This is a genomic window from Pseudomonas sp. 22082 (assembly GCF_052046055.1).
GTDB classification, from domain to species: Bacteria; Pseudomonadota; Gammaproteobacteria; order Pseudomonadales; family Pseudomonadaceae; genus Aquipseudomonas; species Aquipseudomonas pharyngis.
Map to the genome: position 1 here is coordinate 128352 of NZ_JBQEQB010000001.1, position 20431 is coordinate 148782.

19 protein-coding genes are annotated in these 20431 nt (G+C 60.8%); 14 read left to right on the forward strand and 5 right to left on the reverse strand.

Annotation, left to right across the window (positions count from 1 at the left end; all coding sequences use genetic code 11):
- Window positions 1–103: 103 nt before the first annotated feature.
- Entirely contained in the window at window positions 104–421 is a 318-nt protein-coding gene (locus ACTJK9_RS00550) for a DUF883 family protein (RefSeq protein WP_007957537.1), read from the forward strand.
- Between the two features lie 55 nt (window positions 422–476).
- On the opposite strand, the gene ACTJK9_RS00555 is transcribed toward ACTJK9_RS00550, so the two are convergent.
- Both ACTJK9_RS00555 and ACTJK9_RS00560 read right to left on the reverse strand, forming a co-directional pair.
- The gene (locus ACTJK9_RS00555) at window positions 477–1508 is read right to left on the reverse strand and encodes an Ldh family oxidoreductase (protein WP_440811258.1); all 1032 of its coding nucleotides are present in this window, start codon (window positions 1506–1508) and stop codon (window positions 477–479) included.
- A 328-nt stretch (window positions 1509–1836) separates the two neighbouring features.
- Window positions 1837–2106 (reverse strand): PepSY domain-containing protein, encoded by a 270-nt coding sequence (locus ACTJK9_RS00560; protein ID WP_085646474.1) that lies wholly within the window; start codon window positions 2104–2106, stop codon window positions 1837–1839.
- A 154-nt stretch (window positions 2107–2260) separates the two neighbouring features.
- Here ACTJK9_RS00560 and ACTJK9_RS00565 point away from each other — a divergent pair, with 154 nt between their 5' ends.
- On the forward strand, window positions 2261–3265 hold the full coding sequence (locus ACTJK9_RS00565) for a FecR family protein (protein WP_440811259.1): 1005 nt from the start codon (window positions 2261–2263) through the stop codon (window positions 3263–3265).
- A gap of 62 nt (window positions 3266–3327) precedes the next feature.
- Here the strand turns inward: ACTJK9_RS00565 and pvdQ are convergent, their stop codons facing one another.
- The gene (pvdQ, locus tag ACTJK9_RS00570) at window positions 3328–5664 is read right to left on the reverse strand and encodes a bifunctional acylase PvdQ (protein ID WP_440811261.1); all 2337 of its coding nucleotides are present in this window, start codon (window positions 5662–5664) and stop codon (window positions 3328–3330) included.
- A gap of 294 nt (window positions 5665–5958) precedes the next feature.
- Between pvdQ and ACTJK9_RS00575 the strand changes: the two genes are divergently transcribed.
- Window positions 5959–6336, forward strand: a complete 378-nt coding sequence (locus tag ACTJK9_RS00575; RefSeq protein WP_085611698.1) for a fe2+ zn2+ uptake regulation protein — start codon at window positions 5959–5961, stop codon at window positions 6334–6336.
- Window positions 6337–6354: 18 nt separating this feature from the next.
- Here the strand turns inward: ACTJK9_RS00575 and ACTJK9_RS00580 are convergent, their stop codons facing one another.
- Window positions 6355–6543: a hypothetical protein gene (locus ACTJK9_RS00580; protein ID WP_007957552.1), complete on the reverse strand. Its 189-nt coding sequence runs from the start codon at window positions 6541–6543 to the stop codon at window positions 6355–6357.
- A gap of 157 nt (window positions 6544–6700) precedes the next feature.
- Between ACTJK9_RS00580 and ACTJK9_RS00585 the strand changes: the two genes are divergently transcribed.
- The 6 genes from ACTJK9_RS00585 (at window position 6701) to ACTJK9_RS00610 (ending at window position 14129) form a co-directional block, all read left to right on the forward strand.
- Entirely contained in the window at window positions 6701–6841 is a 141-nt protein-coding gene (locus ACTJK9_RS00585; protein WP_178076145.1) for a hypothetical protein, read from the forward strand.
- A gap of 262 nt (window positions 6842–7103) precedes the next feature.
- The gene (locus tag ACTJK9_RS00590) at window positions 7104–8363 is read left to right on the forward strand and encodes an MFS transporter (protein ID WP_085611699.1); all 1260 of its coding nucleotides are present in this window, start codon (window positions 7104–7106) and stop codon (window positions 8361–8363) included.
- Complete coding sequence (locus ACTJK9_RS00595) at window positions 8363–9493, forward strand: LuxE/PaaK family acyltransferase (protein WP_440811263.1); 1131 nt, start codon at window positions 8363–8365, stop codon at window positions 9491–9493. Before ACTJK9_RS00590 ends, ACTJK9_RS00595 begins: the two co-directional genes overlap by 1 nt.
- 1 nt (window position 9494) lies before the next feature.
- Window positions 9495–11939 carry an aldehyde dehydrogenase family protein gene (locus ACTJK9_RS00600; protein ID WP_440811265.1) on the forward strand — a complete coding sequence of 815 codons (2445 nt, stop codon included), beginning with the start codon at window positions 9495–9497 and terminating at the stop codon, window positions 11937–11939.
- Window positions 11923–13212, forward strand: a complete 1290-nt coding sequence (locus ACTJK9_RS00605) for a phenylacetate--CoA ligase family protein (RefSeq protein ID WP_440811266.1) — start codon at window positions 11923–11925, stop codon at window positions 13210–13212. Before ACTJK9_RS00600 ends, ACTJK9_RS00605 begins: the two co-directional genes overlap by 17 nt.
- Window positions 13212–14129: a GNAT family N-acetyltransferase gene (locus ACTJK9_RS00610; RefSeq protein ID WP_085611703.1), complete on the forward strand. Its 918-nt coding sequence runs from the start codon at window positions 13212–13214 to the stop codon at window positions 14127–14129. The genes ACTJK9_RS00605 and ACTJK9_RS00610 overlap by 1 nt, the downstream gene beginning before the upstream one ends.
- Before the next feature lie 40 nt (window positions 14130–14169).
- Here ACTJK9_RS00610 and ACTJK9_RS00615 read toward each other — a convergent pair whose 3' ends face one another.
- Window positions 14170–14703: a hypothetical protein gene (locus tag ACTJK9_RS00615; RefSeq protein ID WP_440811268.1), complete on the reverse strand. Its 534-nt coding sequence runs from the start codon at window positions 14701–14703 to the stop codon at window positions 14170–14172.
- A 383-nt stretch (window positions 14704–15086) separates the two neighbouring features.
- Here ACTJK9_RS00615 and ACTJK9_RS00620 point away from each other — a divergent pair, with 383 nt between their 5' ends.
- From ACTJK9_RS00620 to ACTJK9_RS00640, 5 genes are all read left to right on the forward strand, one after another.
- Entirely contained in the window at window positions 15087–17078 is a 1992-nt protein-coding gene (locus tag ACTJK9_RS00620) for a methyl-accepting chemotaxis protein (protein ID WP_440811269.1), read from the forward strand.
- Window positions 17079–17242: 164 nt separating this feature from the next.
- Entirely contained in the window at window positions 17243–17689 is a 447-nt protein-coding gene (locus ACTJK9_RS00625) for a DUF411 domain-containing protein (protein WP_007957572.1), read from the forward strand.
- Entirely contained in the window at window positions 17689–18123 is a 435-nt protein-coding gene (locus ACTJK9_RS00630) for a YqaA family protein (protein WP_221399609.1), read from the forward strand. The genes ACTJK9_RS00625 and ACTJK9_RS00630 overlap by 1 nt, the downstream gene beginning before the upstream one ends.
- Before the next feature lie 85 nt (window positions 18124–18208).
- The gene (locus ACTJK9_RS00635) at window positions 18209–19234 is read left to right on the forward strand and encodes an alpha/beta fold hydrolase (RefSeq protein WP_085611706.1); all 1026 of its coding nucleotides are present in this window, start codon (window positions 18209–18211) and stop codon (window positions 19232–19234) included.
- Between the two features lie 13 nt (window positions 19235–19247).
- Complete coding sequence (locus ACTJK9_RS00640) at window positions 19248–20201, forward strand: D-2-hydroxyacid dehydrogenase family protein (protein ID WP_440811271.1); 954 nt, start codon at window positions 19248–19250, stop codon at window positions 20199–20201.
- The last annotated feature ends 230 nt before the right edge of the window (window positions 20202–20431 follow it).

Here is a 20431-nt window from a genome sequence, read left to right on the forward strand (position 1 = left end):
ACCTCTGACGCTGGTTTTTGTTCCGGATGGAAAATCGCTGCAACTTTTCAAGGCGCGCCACACTCCATTGTTCACTGTCCATTCACCTGCAAGGAGTCACCCAATGGCCCGGAAAACCGCCGTTCAAGCCGCCGAAGACCAAATCAAGGACCAGGCCTTCAGCGAACTTCAGGCGCTGATCGAAGAGTCGGAAAAACTGCTCAAGAGCAGTGCATCCCTGGTCGGCGAGGAAGCGGAGACCCTGCGCGGGCAAATCGCCCAGAAATTGCAGCAGGCGCTGGATTCGGTCACCAGCGTGCGTGACCGCACCAAACCGGCGGTGGACGCCACCGAGAGCTACATCGGCGGGCACCCGTGGCAGACCGTGGCGATTTCCGCCGGGTTCGGTCTGGTGGTCGGCTTGCTGCTCGGTCGCCGCTGAGCGCGAACAAAAAAGGCGAGCCCTCGGGCTCGCCTTTTTCATGCCCGGCAAAAACTCATTCGCCGGCCAGTTCACGCAACTGCGCCAGGGTCTGCTGATCCAGTTCGATCCCTTTGGCCAGTGACTTGGCCCGCTGCAAATGCCGCCGATCCCCCGGCAAGCGCTTGAGCCCTACCCCGTGCATCTGCCGCACCAGTTCCTGACTGCGCTCGGCAAAGCTTTGCCCGGCGGTCTTGCTCGGGTCGATCACTATCAGTAACTGGCCGGTCCACGGGGTTTTGGCACCGGGGTGATTCTTCCAGTCGAATTCGAACGAAAAGTTGCCGCCGGTCAGCGCAGCGGCGAGCAGCTCGACCATCATCGACAGCGCCGAACCTTTGTGCCCGCCAAACGGCAGCAACGCGCCGCCTTCCAGAATCGCTTTCGGATCGCAGGTCGGCTGGCCGAGGCTGTCGACGCCCATGCCCGCCGGCAGTTTCTCGCCCTTGCGCGCGGCGATCTGTACGTCGCCATGGGCAATGGCGCTGGTGGCCAGGTCAAACACGATTGGCGCGCCATCGGCCCGTGGTGCGGCGAAAGCGATCGGGTTGGTGCCGAACAATGGCCGGTCGGCGCCGTGCGGCACCACGCAAGTCATGCTGTTGACCACGCTCAGCGCCACCAGGCCTTCGTCGGCAAAAGGCTCGACGTCCGGCCACAGCGCGGCAAAGTGGTGGGAGTTGCGGATCGCCAACACCGCAATCCCGGCACCGCGGGCCTTTTCCATCAGCAGTGGACGTGCCGCCGCCAGCGCAGGCTGGGCAAAACCGTTGCCGGCATCGACGCTGACAAACCCTGAAGCCACGTCCTCGACTTTCGGCACGGCCTTGCCGTTGACCCAGCCGCTGTTGAGCGTCGAGACATAACCGGGAATCCGGAATACGCCGTGACTGTGCGCACCGTCCCGCTCGGCACTGGCGCAATTGGCGGCCAGGGTTCTGGCGACTTCGGCCGAGGTGCCGTGACGGGTGAAAATCGTTTCCAGCAGTTGAGTCAGCTCGTCCAGGGGCACCGTGGACGAGAGCGAATGATCGTGTGGCGCAGACATCTGAAGCTCCAGAGTAATTATTGGAGAGAACAACAGCGAACGGACAACCCGCCAGAGGATTAACCACGGCTGGCCGGTGGCCTGTCAACCCCGCAATGGACAGCCGATTTCCAGACAGCGGGCTCAATACCCTTCACATTCAGATCAATCCCAATCTGACACTGGCCGGCCCCGCCAGAAACCTCGTCGAATTTGCCCTCGATCACATCAATGTCGCCCAGAGCACCGGGTAGAAAGGGGCGGCCAGCTGGAGCCGATCCGAGCGTTTGATTCACGCATAAAAAATGCGCAGGCTCGACACCTGCGCATCGCTGCACAACCGTGGGGGTCAGTCTTTCTGATCGCGAAGGACATTGCCGGAGGCGCCGTCGATACGGAATTCGTACACCACCCCGTCGGCCTTGCGTCCTTCGCCTTTCCAATAACCATTGTTGTCGGCCTCGATCTCGTAGACCTCGACATAACCGGCCTTGGTTTTCACGATCTCGATGGCCTTCTCGATGGTGATCCAGCCCGCGCCCGGGCGGTCGGCCAGTGCCGCGCCTGCGCTCAGAAGACTGGCGGTTGCAACCACAGCGGCCAAGGTTCTTTTGATCATGTTTTCACTCCATTTATGGTTAATGTTCGCGGGATGTCCTGTTTTTTGGGGCGCTGCAGCGAAAAAAAGTTCCACGTTTGATGGGTAAATGCCATGACGGCTGTTCTCGGCGCCTTCCGCCCAAGGTTAGAATGCGCGAAATCAGGATGAGTCAATGACCCAGAACCCTCTCTCGGAAGCCGAATACGATGCAATCACCGATGCCGCCGCGCATTGGTGCATGCGCCTGCACGCCTTTGACTGCACCGCTGAAGAGCGCATGGCGTTCGAACAATGGCGCGATGCGCACCCGCTTCACGCGTTCGAGTATGAGGCGATGCTGGAAATCTGGGACGTCGCTGAACACCTGCCCCGGCCGGCAACGGCACCGGCCCTGCCGATTCACCCGACGGCGACCCGGTCATGGCGCCAGTACGCCGTAGCGGCTTGCGTCTGCGCACTGGCTTTGCCGCTGGCGGCCTGGACCGGATGGAACCTCGGCTGGCTGCCTGACAGCTATCAGCATTTCGCGGCCACCGACAATGTCCGCCATGTCACCCTGGGCGATGGCAGCCAGGTCGAGCTGAATCTCAACACCGAACTGACCTACAGCAATTACAAGGACGAGCGTCGCGTCACCCTGAAAAAGGGCGAGGCGTTCTTTGAAGTCAGCCACGACCTGAGCCACCCGTTCGTCGTCAGGGCCGCCGAAGGCAGGATTCGCGTCACCGGCACACGCTTCAACGTCTGGATGTATGAGGATCAGGTGAAGGTCAACCTGATCGAGGGTTCCGTGCTGGTCACCAGCAACACTCAATTGCCCGGCGATGGTCTGCGCCTGGGGCCTTCGATGCAGGCACGCTACAGGCATGGCGATTTCACTCCGCAGATCAGCCAGACCTATGCCAACGACAACGCACTGGCCTGGCGCAGCGGCAAACTGGTGCTCGACAACCTGCCGCTGAACGAAGCATTGCCGCAGATCAATCGTTACCTGGACAAGCCCCTGATGCTGGCCGACAACGCCACCGGTTCGATCCGGGTGGGCGGCATTTACAACATCAAGGAACTGAACAGCTTCGCCAGTTCTCTGCCCAAAGTCCTGCCGGTCTTCCTGACCCGCAACAAGGACGGCAACCCGGTGATCAACCCGATGCCGCAGCAACCGCCAAAAAACTGAAGGCCGTTCCCGTGAGGGAGCGGCCTTGTGCTTTTGCGGTTGTCCGCAGGTTGAACAGCTGATTACTGCGCCGCGACTTTCCCCGTTTTTTCCAGGTCATCGCGCACGGTCTGCACCTGATATTGCGGATCGGCCTCGATCTGCTGTTCGGTGAACGGCAACACACTCCACTGTTTCTTCGAGAAGGCCTCGGTCTGATCCCGGGAATACTTCGACGCCGGATCGCTGGATAACGAGAATGCCAGCAGGCCCTGGGCATGCGGTCCCTTGTCATCGAACGTCACGACTTGCAGGTAACTGGTGCCGCTAACCACTTCCAGCTTGCCGTCTTCACGGGGCACGCTCTGGATGGCGTTGTAGATGCCGAGCGTGCCCGGGCCACCGTGAATCGGCGTTTGCTGGCCACCACTGCTGACCACCTGCACATCCCCCCAGCGGGTGCTGGCGTTCAGGCCCATTTTGGCGGCAGTTTCGGCCGACGCCAGCATCGCCTCGCGCAATGCTTTGGCCACTTCGGGCTTTTCAACGGCCAGCCCGCGCGGGGTGTGCTGAGCATCCTTGGGATCGAACGCCACGCGCCAGGCCTGCGGCGATTCCTGCATCGCTTGCATGATGTTCTGGAAATGCACCAGGCCGACGCCCGACTCCAGATTCGCCCGACCATCCCACGCCTTCAGGCTGCTGCATACCGATTTCAACGCGGCCTCAGACTGCGAAGCACAGAACTTTCGCAGGTCCGGCACCACCTGAGTCGCCAGGAATACCTGATCGTCCATCACCATGTGTTGCAGATCCTGCACCGACACCGAGCCTTTCTTGCTCAGGGTCGCCAGACGATCCAGCGCAAAGCGCGAGCGCAGGCCCAATGGCTGGCCGTCCTGACTGATCAGCGGCGAGAAGCCGGTCAGCGGTTGCGCCGGGTTGGCCAGCCACGCCGAGTCGTTGGAGTGCTGGACAAAGTCCTTGCGCAGCAGCTGCGGCAACTGGCTGGAAGCGTAAATGCCCTTCTGCGCGGCTTGCGGGTCGATGTCCCAGGCGCAGGCGCTGTTGGAGCCGTCGAGCACGATCATTTTCAGACCGGCGCGCGGGTCGCTGCACCTGGCCAGTTTGTCGGCGCTGACGTTCGGAACCACCGACAGGTTCATGTACAGCGTCTGGCCCTTGTCATCCACGGCCAGGGTGTTGACCCACGGGATGCCCTGAATCGTGTGCACCGAATCCTGCAGATCCTTGAGATTGCCGGCGCGGTTCATGGCGTACCACTGCTTCAACACCCGATCGTTGTCGAGGTTCGCATCGCGAAGGCTATAGGCGAACTGATTGTCCCAATCGAGCTTGCCGGGCCATTGCACAATCGGGCCGAACTGCGAACTGTAGACATCCCGCGAGACCGGCACCACCTGACCGTCCGCCTGTTTGACCTGCACGGTGACCGTCTGCTTGTTCATCGGCAAGGACTGGCCGTCGAGCAGGTAACGGGTCGGATCCTTCGGATCGAGTTGCAGGCGATACAGGGTGAAATGCTTTGACGAATCGACGGTGTGGGTCCAGGCCAGGTGCTGGTTGAAGCCAATGTTGATCACCGGCAGGCCCGGCAGCGCCGCGCCCATCACATCCAGTTTGCCCGGAATGGTCAGGTGCATCTGATAGAAGCGCATGCCGCCGACCCACGGGAAATGCGGGTTGGCCAACAGCATCCCACGGCCATTGAACGAACGCTCGCTGCCGACCGCCACGGCGTTGCTGCCACGGTCCAGTGCGAAGCGTTGCAGGCGCGTGTCCGCCAGTTGATAGGCCCGCGCATCGTTTTCAATCTTCGCAGTGGCCTGCGGCGGAGTAGCACCCGCCAGCGCTTCGGCGAACTGGCCCACCCCGCCCTCGACCAGCAGACGACGGGTCAGCTTCACCAGGTCCTCGGCGGCGATATCGCGCACCCATTCACCCTGGCACTGTTGTGGCAAGCCCTGCTGACGGCGTTCGGCCAGATAACGGTTGTAGCCGGCGGCATAACCTTCCACCAGATCACGCACTTCGACCGGCTGGGCCTGCCAGAAAGCGTTCACTGCCTGCGGCGTGTTGAGCCACTGGAAGAACACGTCGCTGACGCGGTTCTCGCGCTCTTCGACTGTCAGTTGCTCCGGCCCGAAGTACCGCGACCGCTCGCCATTGACCGTCACGACTTCGTTGGCCAGCAGGCACAGGTTGTCCTGCGCATAGGCATAACCGATGCCGAACCCGAGACCACGTTCGTTTTCCGCGCGGATGTGCGGTACGCCAAAACCGGTGCGGCGGATATCGGCGCCGGTCTGGCCGGAAGGGCTGAACGCCTGCGCCGACAGACTCAGCCCGAGAAACAGGCCGGCAAGGGTCAGTCCGGTGAATTGCCTGGAAATAGTCACGCTCGCTCCTGATCGAAATGCCGAAGAGCGAACCGCCCGCCACCGTGAACACGTCGGACCCGGCTCGCTCTGAAATCACCCACGCGTCACACGCAATGAGCCTGTCCAGAAAACGAAGCCGTGGAAAAAAAATTTAGTCGGTCACACACCTGTTTCGTGCCGCAATCACGGGGAAAAGACAAAACCACGACAAATTTTCTACATTTTCCGCTTCATGATTTGTCGAGCTGAAACGTCTTGTTTAGGGAGAGCACGAAAAACCTTTCCTGATCAGGCTCTGAAAGGAGTAATCGCATGTACAACCCACCCCTACCATCGGAAGGTAGCCAGACCCCACAAGGAGCGCCCATGGGTTCACACGCCGACGTATTCGGGCAACGGGTCGAGCGTCACGGCAATGAACGCATCCGTATGCTGCTTAAAAGCTTCGGCCTGCGCACCAGCCTGATTCGCCTCAAAGTCATCGACACCCTGCTGGTCGCCGCCGAGGACGACCGTCGTCTGGGTGTGCGTGGTGTTCACAGCCAGTTGCTGGATCTGGACATTCCGTTGTCCTTCCTCAGCGTGCGCGAAGTACTCAAGCGCCTGTGCGCCGAAGGTGTCATCACGTTCAACGACGACAAGAGCTACAGCCTCCATCCCCAGGCTGCCGCCGTGCTCAACCACGATTGAAGCACGCAGCAGACGCTGTCAGGGCTTGACCTTGCGGCGCATCACGCCGTTGATCACCACGACCACCACCGCCACACCGATGGCGATGTACTGGAACGTTTGCTCGCTGAGCTTGCCGGCGTTTTGCAGCCAGGACAGGCCGAGCATGATCAGCAGTACGGCGACGGCAATCAGAATCGAATATATCAAGCGTTGCTTATGGGTCATTACAGGTTCCTGAACCGTTGGAATGTATCGGGTTTGTATCGGCGTCGATGCCATGCACATACCCTTTCACGGGGATATGCCGCTGCAAACGGGGTCTCATGTTACAGCCGATGAAGAGCTTTGGCTTCAGGCGGCTTTAACCATGAGGATTTTCGAAATGCTGCGTCGAATCACCTGGCTGATTCCTGTCCTTGCACTGCTCACCCTGAGCGGCTGCATCATTTTTCCCCACGGCGGCTGGCATGGCGACCATCGCCACTACGCGCCGCAAGGTCCGGGCTACTACGACCATCGTTAAGTCATGTTGCGAGAAGGATGCCAGCGTCCATTCATTCAAATGCAACAACTGATTTAGTGTCAGCCGAAATGCCCACAGGAATGTGGGCATTTTTCTTAAGACTCCCCCCATTATCTTGTCAGTCAATTCGCTCTTGCGAGTAGGCATCCCGACTTGTGCAACATCACGCAACCCCCCGTCATAGAGCGTCACAGCAATGACGTAGGAACAGTCTGACCCCGCCTCTACCCTTTGCGCTCTCTCTCGAATCTCGTGGAAGCGTATGCAAAGAACTCTCATCAATCTCTCGCCGCGGCAGGCGCTCGGTTTCTGCCTCGCCATCATGCTGTTCGAATGGCTGACCTACATGGCCAGCGACATGGTCATGCCGGCGATGCTCACCGTCACTCGGGATCTTGAAGCCGATGCCCGTCATATCCCCAACGCTTTCAATCTCTACCTGATCGGTGGAGTGTGCCTGCAATGGCTGATCGGACCGCTTGCCGACCGGTTCGGTCGACGCCCGTTGTTGCTGGCCGGTTGCGCACTGTTCGGTGCAACGTGTGCAGCGACAGTCTTTACGCCCGGTATTGAAGTTTTCAACGCATTAAGGCTTATCCAGGGCATGGGACTGGGGTTTGTGGTGGCTGTCAGCTATCCAGCGCTTCAGGAAGTATTCTGCGAAGCCGATGCGGTGCGCCTGATGGCGCTGCTCGGCAATGTTGCACTGCTTTCGCCGCTGATCGGTCCGCTGCTGGGCAGTCTGTTGTTGGAATGGCTCAGCTGGCGCGAACTGTTTCTCGGCCTGGCCCTGGTTGCCGTACTTGCATGGACCGGACTGTACGCCTGCATGCCCGAAACCATCGGCGTGGTCCGTCGTGATGGCACTCAGCAACCGCCCATGGCCTTTTCCCTTCGCCAGATCGGTGTTCGATACCTTGCATTGGCGCGCAACAAAAACTTTCTCGGGACCTGCGTTGCACTTGGCCTGATGAGCCTGCCGCTGATCGCCTGGATCGGTCTTGCACCGCTGTTGCTGATCCAGTCACTGGGGCTGACAACGCGGGAATATGCCCTGTGGCAGATACCGGTCTTTTCAGCCGTCATTCTCGGCAATCTGATTCTCGACCGGTTGCTGCCCACACGTGAATTGCCGCAATTGATTCGCCTGGCACTGTGGCCGTACTGCCTGGGGCTGCTGACCCTGGTGGCCGTTGCCATGACCGGTCTCTCCCTCACCGCACTGATTGCCGGCCTCGCGCTGTACGCCGTAGGGCTGGGCATGAGCAACGCAGCCCTGTATCGGCTGGCGCTGTTTTGCAGCGATGACAGCAAAGGACTGGTCTCGGCCGCGATCGGCATGATTTCGATTGCCGTAATGGGTGCCGGTGGATCGTTGATTGCCGCCATCGGCGGCGGCCTTCGCCTCGATTTCTTTGCGCTGTGGGCCGCGGTCGGCGGCCTGCTGTGCCTGCCCCTGCTCAACCGGTTTTTGCCTGCTGCGGCAAGGCCGACCGTTCACCATAACGATAAGGACTTCTGATGTTCCATTTCCCCCACAGCGACAAGCTCTGCGCGTTGACGCAACCCTATTGCCCGGACGCCGTGCCGGACGGGCTGTTCGATCAGGCCATGGTCGAGATCAGCCGTTTCCACAGCCTGCATACCCCGGGCTACGAACGCTGGCTGAACGCCAACGGGCTGACCGTGGACAATCTGAACAGCCTCGACGACTGGTCGCGTCTACCGCCGATTTTCGCCAGTTTTTTCAAGCAGCACCTATTGCTCAGCCCCACCGGTACCCACGCGTTGGAGCTGACATCCTCAGGCACCAGCGGTCAGAAAAGTCGCATGCGTTACGACGAACGCAGCCTGGGCGCCGCCCAATACATGGTCGAACGCATCTTTCACCATTATGGCTGGAGCAACCCGCAAACCCCGTGCAACTACTTGCTTTTGAGCTATGAGCCGGAGGGCACGATCAGCCTGGGAACCTCCTTTACTGACCAGTTCCTGTGTCGGTTCGCCCCCGTCAATCGAGTGGCCTATGCCCTGCGCCGTACCGGCGGCGGTCACGAGTTCGACAGTTTCGGCGTCATTGCCGCCCTGCAATCCTTCGCCGAAGAAGGCTTGCCCGTACGGATTCTCGGCTTTCCCGCCTTTCTCTGGCAGACCCTTGAACGCATGCGGGCCACCGGCGTTCGCGAACTGCAACTGACACCGGACTCGCTGGCGCTCTTCGGGGGTGGCTGGAAAACCCATGCCGCGCAGGAGATTCCCCGTCAGCAACTGTACGAGCGCATGCACCGACAACTGGGCCTTGAGGTCTCTCGCTGCCGTGACGGTTACGGCGCGGTCGAGCATCCGGTGCCTTACCTTGAATGTGCTCATCATCATTTCCATGTGCCCGTCTATTCGCAGGTCTTCGTGCGCAATCCGTCCGACTTCACGGTTCTGCCGTATGGCCGTCAAGGCTTGCTGAGTTTCGTCTCGCCCTACATTTCATCGAGTCCGGCCCACGCCGTGGTCATGAGCGATCTGGCTACCCTGCATCCAGGCGCCAGCTGTGGCTGCGGTCTATCTGCAGACTGGTTCGAACTGCATGGCCGCGCCGCGACCACGGCCGGCAGAAGCTGCGCCCTGGCCGCCGCTGAACTGCTGGGGAGGCATTGACATGTATCTGATCAACGGACAGCTTCACCCCGACTACCGGCTCGACGCCGCACTGGAGCAACTTCATCTGGACCTGCCACAGCGACTGGGCACGGCACTCCAGCGTGGGGCAGTCCTCGATGCGGTCGCGGTTTTCTCCACCCGACTGCACGATCCGGATCTGCCTCTTGAACCTGAACACCGTCAATCCCTGATCGAGTTCTGCCAGCCTGATGCCCTGCAGCACAAACTGCAACGTGAGCTGGGGGAGCAACCGGATGCCTTGCGCCGCATCGACTATCGCGAATCGCACTTCGAACGCTGGAGCCCGCTGGGTCTGGTGGTGCACATCACCCCTGGCAATGCACCGCTGTTGGCCTTCTGCGCCGTGATCGAGAGCCTGCTGGCCGGCAACGTCAACTGGCTGCGCCCCAGCAGCAGTGACCAGGGCCTGACCGCTCGCTTGCTCCATGCGCTGACTCAGTGCGACGCCACCGGCCAGATCGCAGGACACGTCGCGGTCATACCAGCAACGACCGAGCAAATCGGCCAACTCTGCGAACGCGCCAACGGCATTTCAGCCTGGGGCGGCGAATCGGCGCTTCAATCCATCCGCCGGCAGATCCCGGCCGGCTGTCGCTGGATCGACTGGGGTCATCGGATCAGTTTTGTTTACCTGACTCCCGAGACCGCCTCGCCAGAGGCGCTGGACGCGGTGGCGGATGAAGTCTGTCGTCTCGACCAACAGGCCTGTTCCAGCCCGCAATGGCTGCTGGTGGACAGCGATGACGAAGCTGTTCTGCGCATCATCGGCGCGGGCCTGGCAAAGGCGTTGGAACGTCGGGCCCAGCACTGGCCGGCCTTGATGCCGTCACTTCAAGAGGCGTCGCAAATCACCACAGACACGGCGATCGCGCAGTTGACCCAGAGTTTTGTCGGCCCCCCCGGACATGTCTGGAAAGCACCGGGCTGGCGGGTGATCTGGACGCATGACCAGCAACTCGCGCCCTCGCCGCTGTTTCGCAGTGTGCTGCTCAAACCACTGCCACGAACGCAAGTCATCGAGGCGCTCGTGCCTTGGCGAAACATGCTGCAAAGCTGCGCCCTGATCTGCTCCGAACACGAGACAGCAGAACTTTCGCAGATGCTGATCGCAGCAGGCGTCACGCGAATCGCCCCCGTTGAATCGATTCACGAAGGTTACGAGGGCGAACCCCACGACGGTGTCTATGCCTTGCAGCGCCTGAGTCGGCGGGTGTCGGTCAGCCTGCCGGTTGCGACACTGTCTACCTGTGCCACGCTTGATCCGCTACCGGTGCCGCCCGGCGTCGCAGGTCGCCCGATCATGACAAAGGAAACGTTTATCGCCCGCCCGATCAATCCGGCGGCCCGCCTGTACTTCCGCTCCGGGGGCAGCAGCGGCGTTCCGGTGTTGTCGGGTTTCAGTTACCGCGATTTTGATCGGCAAATGCGTGCCGCCGCCGACGGGCTGTTTGCCGCAGGCCTCGACCCGGCCCGCGACCGCGTGATGAACCTGTTCTTCAGTGGTGGGCTGTATGGTGGTTTTTTCAGCTTTTCCAAAGTGCTGGAGCTACTGGGTGTCACTCATCTGCCGATGGGCGCGCCCGCCGATGACGATTACCGCGAAATCGCCCGTTTGATCATCGAACAACGCGTCACCACACTGGTCGGCATGCCGAGCACCCTGCATCGTCTGTTTCTAAACGAGCAGTCACGATTGCGTGACTATGGCGGCATCGAAAAGGTCTTTCTCGGCGGTGAGCATCCCGGCGAACAGAGCCTTGCGTTGATGCACAGCTGTGGCGTCAGGCTGATCCGTTCGGCCATTTACGGCAGCGTCGATGCCGGGCCGCTCGGTCATGCCTGCCCGGCAACGTCTGATGGCGTATTCCATCTGATGAGCGATATTCAACATCTGGAAATCGTCGCGTTTGAAGCCGATCAGCCGGTGAATGGCGATGAAATCGGCCGTCTGGTGTTCACCTCGATAGAACGACAAGGCCAGGACGTTCAGCGATACGACCTTGGCGACAGCGGCCGCTGGATACCCGGCCGGTGTCCATGCGGGCTGCCGGCTCCACGCTTCGAGTTGCTGCAACGTCACGGCCGGCTGCTGCGCATCGGCACGGACTTCATCTGTCTGGAAACACTGGCTCGGCATCTGCAGGTCGAGTTCCAGCTGGTCCTGGAGCACGCACCCGACGGGCTGGAGCGGATGCGGTTTCGCAGTTCGCTGCCCGCCCGCGAAGTTCATGACCGCCTGCTGAATTACCCGACGCTGGCGACCCTCATCCGCACGGGACTGCTGACGGTGGACGCAGAACACTGTGCGATCGATCAGTTCGCCCGAAACAAACACAGCGGAAAGACGCCGCAGGTGATCGACAACCGCAGCGTGGTCCCGCCCACTGACTTGCAAGGAATGCAACATGAACACAAGGATTGAGTTGAACGAGCTCGTGGCGTTTGCCCGTCGCCATTCAAGCTTTTACGCAGGCCACTTCGCTGATGTGCCCGAGCACGTCACTTCGCTGGCTGAATTACCGGTGATCGATCCCGCTGCCTACTGGGAAGGCAGCCAGGATCTCGACCACTGGCCTGCACTGACCGGCTCTCTGGAAAACGCACTGGTATTCAAGACGGGGGGAACCACCAGCGCCGGCAAATTCTCGATTTTCCGGCGCCAGGAATGGCAAACACTGGTGACGGATTTCGGTCGCAGTCTCAGCGGCCAGTTGAACGCGGGCGACCGCATCGCCAACCTGTTTTTCGCTGGCGACCTCTACGCCAGTTTCATCTTCACCCACGATGCGCTGGCGCATGTGGAAACGGATATCGTCGAATTTCCGTTCACCGGTCATGTCGACTCGGCCATCCTCGCCGATGCCGTCGTTCGGCACCGAATCAATGTGCTGGCCGGACTGCCCGCCCATTTGCTGACCTTTGCGGCCTGGCTTGAGCAGCACGGGCGGGTACTCGAGGGCGTGACCACCCTGCTCTACGCCGGGGAAAGTCTGTTCCCGGCACAACTGCGACGATTGGGCCGTATCTTTCCCGGTGCGCGCATTGCGTCTCTGGGCTATGCCAGTGTCGACGCCGGTTTCATCGGCGCCAGTCAACGGGATTGCGCGTTGGGCGAACATCATGCGGCGGACAACCATAGCGTGCTGGAGATTCTCGACGAAGAAACCGGAGAGGTGATTGACGGGTGCAACCGGGTGGGACGACTGGTGGTGACCAACATGACCCGTCGCTTGATGCCGTTGATTCGCTATCCGGTCGGCGATCGCGCCTGTTGGCGAGAGCCCGGTAATGTTCCCCGGCGCAAATTCGCATTGATGGGACGCTGTGCCGACAGTCAGCGGGTTCGTGTCGGCATACTGACCCTCCTGCCTCAGGCCATCGGCCAAACCGTACAGCGGATTACCGGCAGTGAAGACTGGCAACTGGTGATCGAACAGGAAGGCACAAGGGATATTCTGCGCCTGCGCTGGGTACCGGATGCCCTGTCTGCGATGGGTGAGCAGGCAGACCGGTTACTGCACCGTGCGTTGATCGAAGCCTATCCATTGATCGAAGAGTTGAGCACCGGGCATTTGCTCGAATTGCAGATCCGGCGCTGCACGATTCAGTCACTGTCACGCCATCCTCGGTCAGGTAAACAGCAGCGTGTAGTCGATCTGCGGGTATACGACAATCTGCACCGGGAGGACCGTTGATGGAAACCCTGATCCTGCGCAGTTACCGTAACAGCGACGCCCGTGCCGTCAGCCAGCTTTTCAGAAAGGTCTACGCCAACCAATACGCTCAGCCCCATGTTTACCTGCCGCGCATGATCACGCAGAACCATGTCGGCGGGCGCTGGCATTCATTGGTGGCGGTGTCGGAGGGGAAGATTCTGGGGCACGCGGCATTGATTCGCGACAAGGAGTCGCGCATTGCCGAACTCGCACTGAGCGTGGTGGATCCGCAGAGCCGTGGCCAGAACGTGGCCACCCGACTGAGCCGGCAATTGCTGGTTCATGCCCAGGCGCTCGGATGCCACGGCGTGACGATCAAGCAGATGACCCACCATCCCTACACGCAACGGATGGCCGCCCGTCTGGGGTTTCACAACACCGGGCTGCTACCCGATCATGCCCCTTCGCCCTTTGGCGAACCGGTGCCGGAGTCGTTGGTGCTCGGCTATCTCCAGATCGACGGATACCAGCGACCGTTGCCAAGCCTCGCATGGCCGGATGGCTGCCGCGAGTTCATGCAGCAGATGGTCGACATGTTCGGGACACGGGACAACCCATCACCCTGGGTCGGCGACCCCATACAACTGGATCAGCGTTGGGGGCGCTATGACGGCGTATTGGAATCGCTTGACGACGGATTGCTCAAGCAACTGCAGCAGTTGCCGGACCATTGGCTGATTTCGATCAGGCTCAGACTCGCGCAGGGTTTCGACAGTGCCTGGCGCCAGTTGTCGACCATGGACTTCACCTTCACCGGGCTGGCGCCCGATGAAAAAGGCTCGGGATGGCTGGCCCTGTTTCATCGCGGGTTCCAGCCAGGAACGCTGACATTGCACTGTCCGCGGATGCAACGTCTGCAGGAAGACATGCGGCGTCGGGAACTCAATGTGCCATGAACGACGAGGCCCGCTCCGTTAACCGGGCGGGCCTGCGTGATCACACCTTGGCGCTGACACCCTTGTCGGTAGGAGGCTTGCGCTCCCCACCCTGACCGTAGGTCTGCAAATTCTGCAGCACATAGATGGCTTTCTTGTACTCGGGGATCAACGTATTGGCGTACTTGTTGCCCTTGAGATTGTTGTTCTGGATGGTATCCAGTTGCGTCGCGAAGTACTCCAGCGCATTGAACTTGGCGTCCGGATCCTTCTGAATGCCGAAGCGATCAAACTTGTCGCCGGCGTTGAGCAGAGTAATGGACGTGACTTCGGAAATCAGGCCACGGCTGCGCAGCATTGCACTGAGGCTGCCCAATTGTTTGGCCGAAACATTGGTGGGATCGAAACCCTTGATGTTCTTGTGCAGACCCTGCTTGTCCATCTCGGCGATGCTGATTGCGTTGGGGTCGTTGCCGACCAGAGCCAGCATCTGCTTGACCTTCACGCTTTGGGAAACCGGTTTGCTCGAGCTTCCTGTGTCTCGAACCAGCAAACCCGCCTTGGGTTGCCAGGCACCGGTATAGCCGATAGTCATGAGCAGGCTCCTTGCGAGGAAAACATGAAAAATTCCTTGTTGGACGACTTTTGAGTTGCCCGGAGTATCGGCCGGCAAACTAATGGCACCAACTCCTTTCTGCACTTTTTTACAATTTTCGTACATTCACGATACAAACCGACAACAGCCCCGGAAATACGGGACCAGAGCATTCATGACAATGTGATGAAAGTGGGTTTATCGCTCTAATGTTCGGGACAGTTAGTCCTCGTGTATCAGGCCGGATACGCTCCATCGGTCGGGATTGCATCTTTTAGGACGCAAGTACCTAAAGCTTCCCGAAGTCGCGACGATACGTTAGGAAACCTGCGCTGTTTTCCCCCCTGCCCACAATAAGAATCCCTGCTCAAGGACCGGTTTCCATGCCCGCATTCCGCACCATTCAGGCTCGCTACACGCTGTTTCTGGTTCTGTTCATTCTGTTGTTGTCGGTGCTGACCGTGGTTGGCATCAGCCAACTGGTCGCGCCCAAGCTGCGTCATACCGAAGAACAGGTGGTGCTCAATCGCATTGCTGAAGTGGCCGAGCAGATCCAGGGCGAACTGAACAAGGTCCAGGCGCAACAGCGCAGCATCACCCAGACCATCCCGCTGCTCGACAGCGCAGCCATCGACACCGTGTTGCCGGTGCTGGTGGATCAATACGGCGAGCTGAAAGTATTCGGCGGCGGCATCTGGCCGTTGCCCGGCCAGCGTGAGGCCGGACGCAACAAGTTCAGTACGTTCTGGCACCGCGACGCCTCCGGCAAACTGGCGGTAAACACCTTCTGGAACAGCGACGCAGCCCCCAACTATTACGACCAGAGCTGGTACAAGGGCGGCATGCAGACCCCGCGCGGCCAATGCGCGTGGGCCGCTGCCTATAAAGATGACGCCAGCGCCGAACCGCGCACCAACTGCGCCATGGCCATCCAGAAAAACGGCAGCGCCTGGGGCGTCTCGACCATCGACGTGACCCTGGGCTTCTTCAACGATCTGGTGGCGCGCAAGGAAAAAGACCTCAACGCCGAAATGCTGATCGTCGAGGCCGACGGCAAGATCATCAGCAACAGCTCGCGCATCAGCGGGCCGATCGTGCTGAAGAACATCAGCGAACTGGCCGGCGGTTCGACCTTCGCCAGCCAGGTCAAGGCCGGGCTGCAAAACCGCGAGCAGGCGCAGCGCGTCGAATTCGACAACAACGGTGAAGCCAGCACTTTCTTCATGCGCCCGATCGAAGGCACCCCGTGGTTCCTCGCCACCGCGCTCCCGACCAAAATGCTCACCGCCCAGCGCGACGACGTGCTCAGCAGCCTGAGCCTGTTGCAGATTCCGCTGGTGATCCTGCTGGTGCTGCTGCAGGTCTACGCGATCCGCCAACTGGTCTCGCGCATGAAAGCGCTGAAAGCCAACATCGATTCGCTGTCCAGCGGCGATGCCGACCTGACCCGACGCATCACCATCCGCGCTGAAGATGAACTCGGCGCCATCGGGCATTCTGTGAACACCTTCATCGCCTATCTGCAGAACATGATCGGCGAAGTCACCCAGGCCACCGGCGCCATGGCCTCGAGCCTCGACAACCTGCAACGCACCTCGGCGCACACCAGCCAGATTCTGCTGCGCCACGCCTCGGAAACCGACCAGACGGTTACTGCAATCAATGAAATGAGTTCGACCGCCGAAAGCGTCGCGCAAAATGCTGCCGAAACCGCCGCGTTCACCCAACGCGCCAATGAAAACGCCGACCGCTCGCGCGTGGTGGTTGGCGAAGCGTCAAGCAGCGTGGTGGCGTTGATCGACGAAGTGGCCAGCGCCACCCACAAGGTCGAAAGCATGCAGCAGGACGCCCAGCGCATCACCGAAATCCTCGGCGTGATCGGCGCCATTGCCGGCCAGACCAACCTGCTGGCGCTCAACGCTGCCATCGAAGCGGCCCGCGCTGGTGAACAGGGTCGCGGCTTTGCGGTGGTGGCCGATGAAGTGCGTGCCCTTGCCGCCCGCACCCAGGCCAGCACCTCCGAAATCAACGAGATGTTGAGCCGTCTGACCCAGGGCGTGAGCTCGTCGGTCAGCGCCATGGAAAACACCCAGGCCAGCTGCCAGTCGGCCGCCGATGCCACGGCGCGAGTCAACAGTGGCCTCGACGAGATGGCCGGTTCGGTCAGCCACATCAACAGCCTCAGCACCCAGATCGCCACTGCCGCCGAACAGCAAAGCGCGGTCACCGAGGAGATCAACCGCAGCATGGTGCAGATCCGCCACATGGTTGATGAGCTGGTGGAAAGCGGTCAGGCCAGCGAACTCAACACCCGCCAGTTGCTGGAAGCCAACAGCCGGGTCAGCGCGATCATGGGGCGGTTCAAGGTTCGCTGACCGTTTTGTCATCTTGCGCTCAGTGGCCTGTCAGCTTTGATCTACGATCATGTTGGCAGGCCTGCCTCGTATCAGTTGGAAACACTCCGTTGATGCCCGGCAGGAAAAACCGGTCAAAATGCCTTCCTTTTTTGACCGTTTCTCCTCTAAGCCGAGAGCCATTCATGCGAAACCATCTGCGTCTGGCCGCCCTGAGCGCGCTGTTCATCTCCTCCCTGGCGCAAGCCGCCGATCTTATTCCGATCGAAGTCCACCGCGACGCCAACTGCGGCTGCTGCAAAAAGTGGATCAGCCATCTGGAAGCCAATGGCTTCAAGGTCGAAGACCACGTCGAAAGCGACATGAGCAGCTTCAAGCAGCAACACGGCGTACCGCCACGTCTGGCGTCCTGCCACACGGCAATCATCAACGGCAAATTCGTCGAGGGCCATGTTCCGGCGGAACAGGTGCTGGCCCTGAGCAAACGTGACGACCTGCTGGGCGTTGCCGCACCGGGCATGCCAATGGGCTCGCCGGGCATGGAAATGGACGGCATGAGCGACGCGTATCAAGTGATCGGCCTGAAGAAAGACGGTGCCGATGTGGTGGTGGCGGATTACCCGGCCCATTGATGACGGCGGGTTATCTCGGGCTGTTTGTGGCGGCGTTCGGTGCGGCGACGCTGTTGCCGCTGCAATCGGAAGCCGTGCTGGTCGGGCTGCTGGTCAGCGAGCGCTATTGGCTTTGGGGGCTGTTGGCCGTGGCGACGCTGGGCAACGTCCTCGGTTCGCTGGTGAACTGGTGGCTGGGGCGCAGGCTGGAACGCTTTCAGGACCGGCGCTGGTTTCCGGTCAGCCCCAGGCATATGGAGCGAGCCCGCGTTCACTATCAGCGTTACGGTCACTGGTCGTTGCTGCTCAGCTGGTTGCCGGTCATCGGCGATCCGCTGACGCTGATCGCCGGGGTCATGCGCGAACCTCTCGGGCGTTTTCTGTTGATCGTCACTCTCGCCAAAGGCGCCCGCTACGGGGTGCTGGCGATGCTCACCCTCGGCTGGCTCGGTTGAACGATCGGGCCCGGGGATTGCCTGTGTTTAACGTCGCCCTAATCCGGCCGTTCCAGCATCGGCCGATTTCTTGTGGAGTTGTCCTATGTCCGTATCGCTGACCCGCTGGCTGCCCGGCCTGCTGCTGACCGCCGCCCTGCCCCTGCTCGCTCACGCCGAAGGCCCGCAATACGGCCCGCAATTGCAGGGTTTCGAGTATCCCTACACCCTCAAGCACTTTGCCTTTCAGTCTCAGGGCAAGTCGCTGCAGATGGGTTACATGGACGTCGCCGCCCACGGCAAGGCCAACGGGCGCACCGTGGTGCTGATGCACGGCAAGAATTTCTGCGGCGCGACCTGGGACAGTTCGATCAAGGCCCTCAGCGAAGCCGGTTACCGGGTGGTCGCCCCGGATCAGATCGGTTTCTGCACCTCCAGCAAACCCGATCACTACCAGTACACCTTCCAGCAACTGGCGGCCAACACCCAGCAATTGCTCAAGGCGCTGGGCATCCAGAAGGCCACCCTGCTCGGCCACTCCACCGGCGGCATGCTCGCCACCCGTTACGCGCTGCAATACCCGGATCAGGTCGAGCAACTGGCATTGGTCAACCCGATCGGCCTGGAAGACTGGAAAGCCCTTGGCGTGCCTTACCGCAGCGTCGATCAGTGGTATCAGCGCGAATTGAAAGTCACCGCCCAGGGCATTCGCGACTACGAACGCACGACCTATTACGACGGCCGCTGGAAACCCGAATTCGACCGCTGGGTGGACATGCTCGCCGGCCTGAGCAACGGTCCGGGCAAGACTCAGGTCGCATGGAACTCGGCGCTGATCTACGACATGATCTTCACCCAGCCGGTGTACTACGAGTTCAAGGATTTGAAGATGCCGACCCTGCTGCTGATCGGCACCTCCGACACCACCGCCATCGGCAAGGACATCGCGCCGCCCGAAGTGAAGGCGAAAATCGGTCACTACGAGGTGCTGGGCAAGCAGGTGGCGAAACTGATTCCTCAGTCCACGCTGGTGGAATTCCCCGGCATGGGCCACGCCCCGCAGATGGAAGAGCCGGCGAAGTTCCACGAGGCGCTGCTCGGCTGGCTGGACAAAACCAATCCCGTTCGTTGAAGAGGTAACGCTGATGGCGGTGCAGATTGCGGTGATCGATGACTGGCAGGACGTCGCGCGGGGCGCAGTCGACTGGTCGGTGCTCGACAGTCTCGGCGAAGTCACCTTCGTCCATGAGTACCCGGCGGACAACGCCACGCTGGCCGAGCGTCTGGGCCGGTTCGAAGTGATCTGTGTGATGCGCGAACGTACACGCTTCGATGACGACCTGCTCAAACGCTTGCCGAACCTGAAGCTGTTGGTCACCGGCGGCATGCGTAACGCGGCGCTGGATATGCCGGCCGCGGCCCGCCTCGGGATCAAGGTCTGCGGCACCGACAGCTACAAACACGCAGCGCCGGAACTGACCTGGGCGCTGATCATGGCCGCCACCCGCAATCTGGTGAGCGAAGCCAACGCCCTGCGCGCCGGCCAGTGGCAGCAAGGTCTGGGCGGCGACCTGCACGGCAAGACCCTGGGCATCCTCGGGCTCGGCAGCATCGGCCAGCGGGTGGCGCAGTTCGGTCAGGCATTCGGCATGCGCGTCATCGCCTGGAGCGAAAACCTCACCGCCGAACGCGCCGAACAGGCTGGCGTCACCTATGTCAGCAAGCAGCAATTGTTCGAACAGGCTGACGTGCTGTCGGTGCACCTAGTGCTCAGCGATCGCAGCCGGGGCCTGGTCGATGCCCAGGCGCTGGACTGGATGAAGCCGACCGCCCTGCTGGTCAACACGGCGCGCGGGCCGATTGTCGACGAAGCGGCGCTGATCAAGGCCTTGCAGAAACAGCGTATCGGCGGTGCGGCCCTTGACGTGTTCGATCAGGAACCGCTGCCGGCACTGCACCCGTTTCGCACCCTCGACAATGTGCTGGCCACGCCTCATGTCGGCTACGTTAGCCGCCAGAACTATGAGTTGTTCTTTTCGCAGATGATCGAAGACATTCAAGGGTGGTCAGCCGGGGAATCTATCCGCCTGCTTAACTGAGTCCCCTCGCCTTCGCGGGCAATCCCTGCCCGCGAAGCAGCACCCACTGTCTGCCCGCCAACGCAACTGTCCGCACCGCAACAGTGCGCCCGCACTTTCCCGGCGCCCGAAATCGTGACTGGTCGGTCACCATTTTGCGTCACCGAACCCGCCAGACATGCACTTCGTCGGGGCGCACCCCCTCCCGAAGCCACGGATTTCGTGAGCCTGCAACAGATTGTCGAACAATT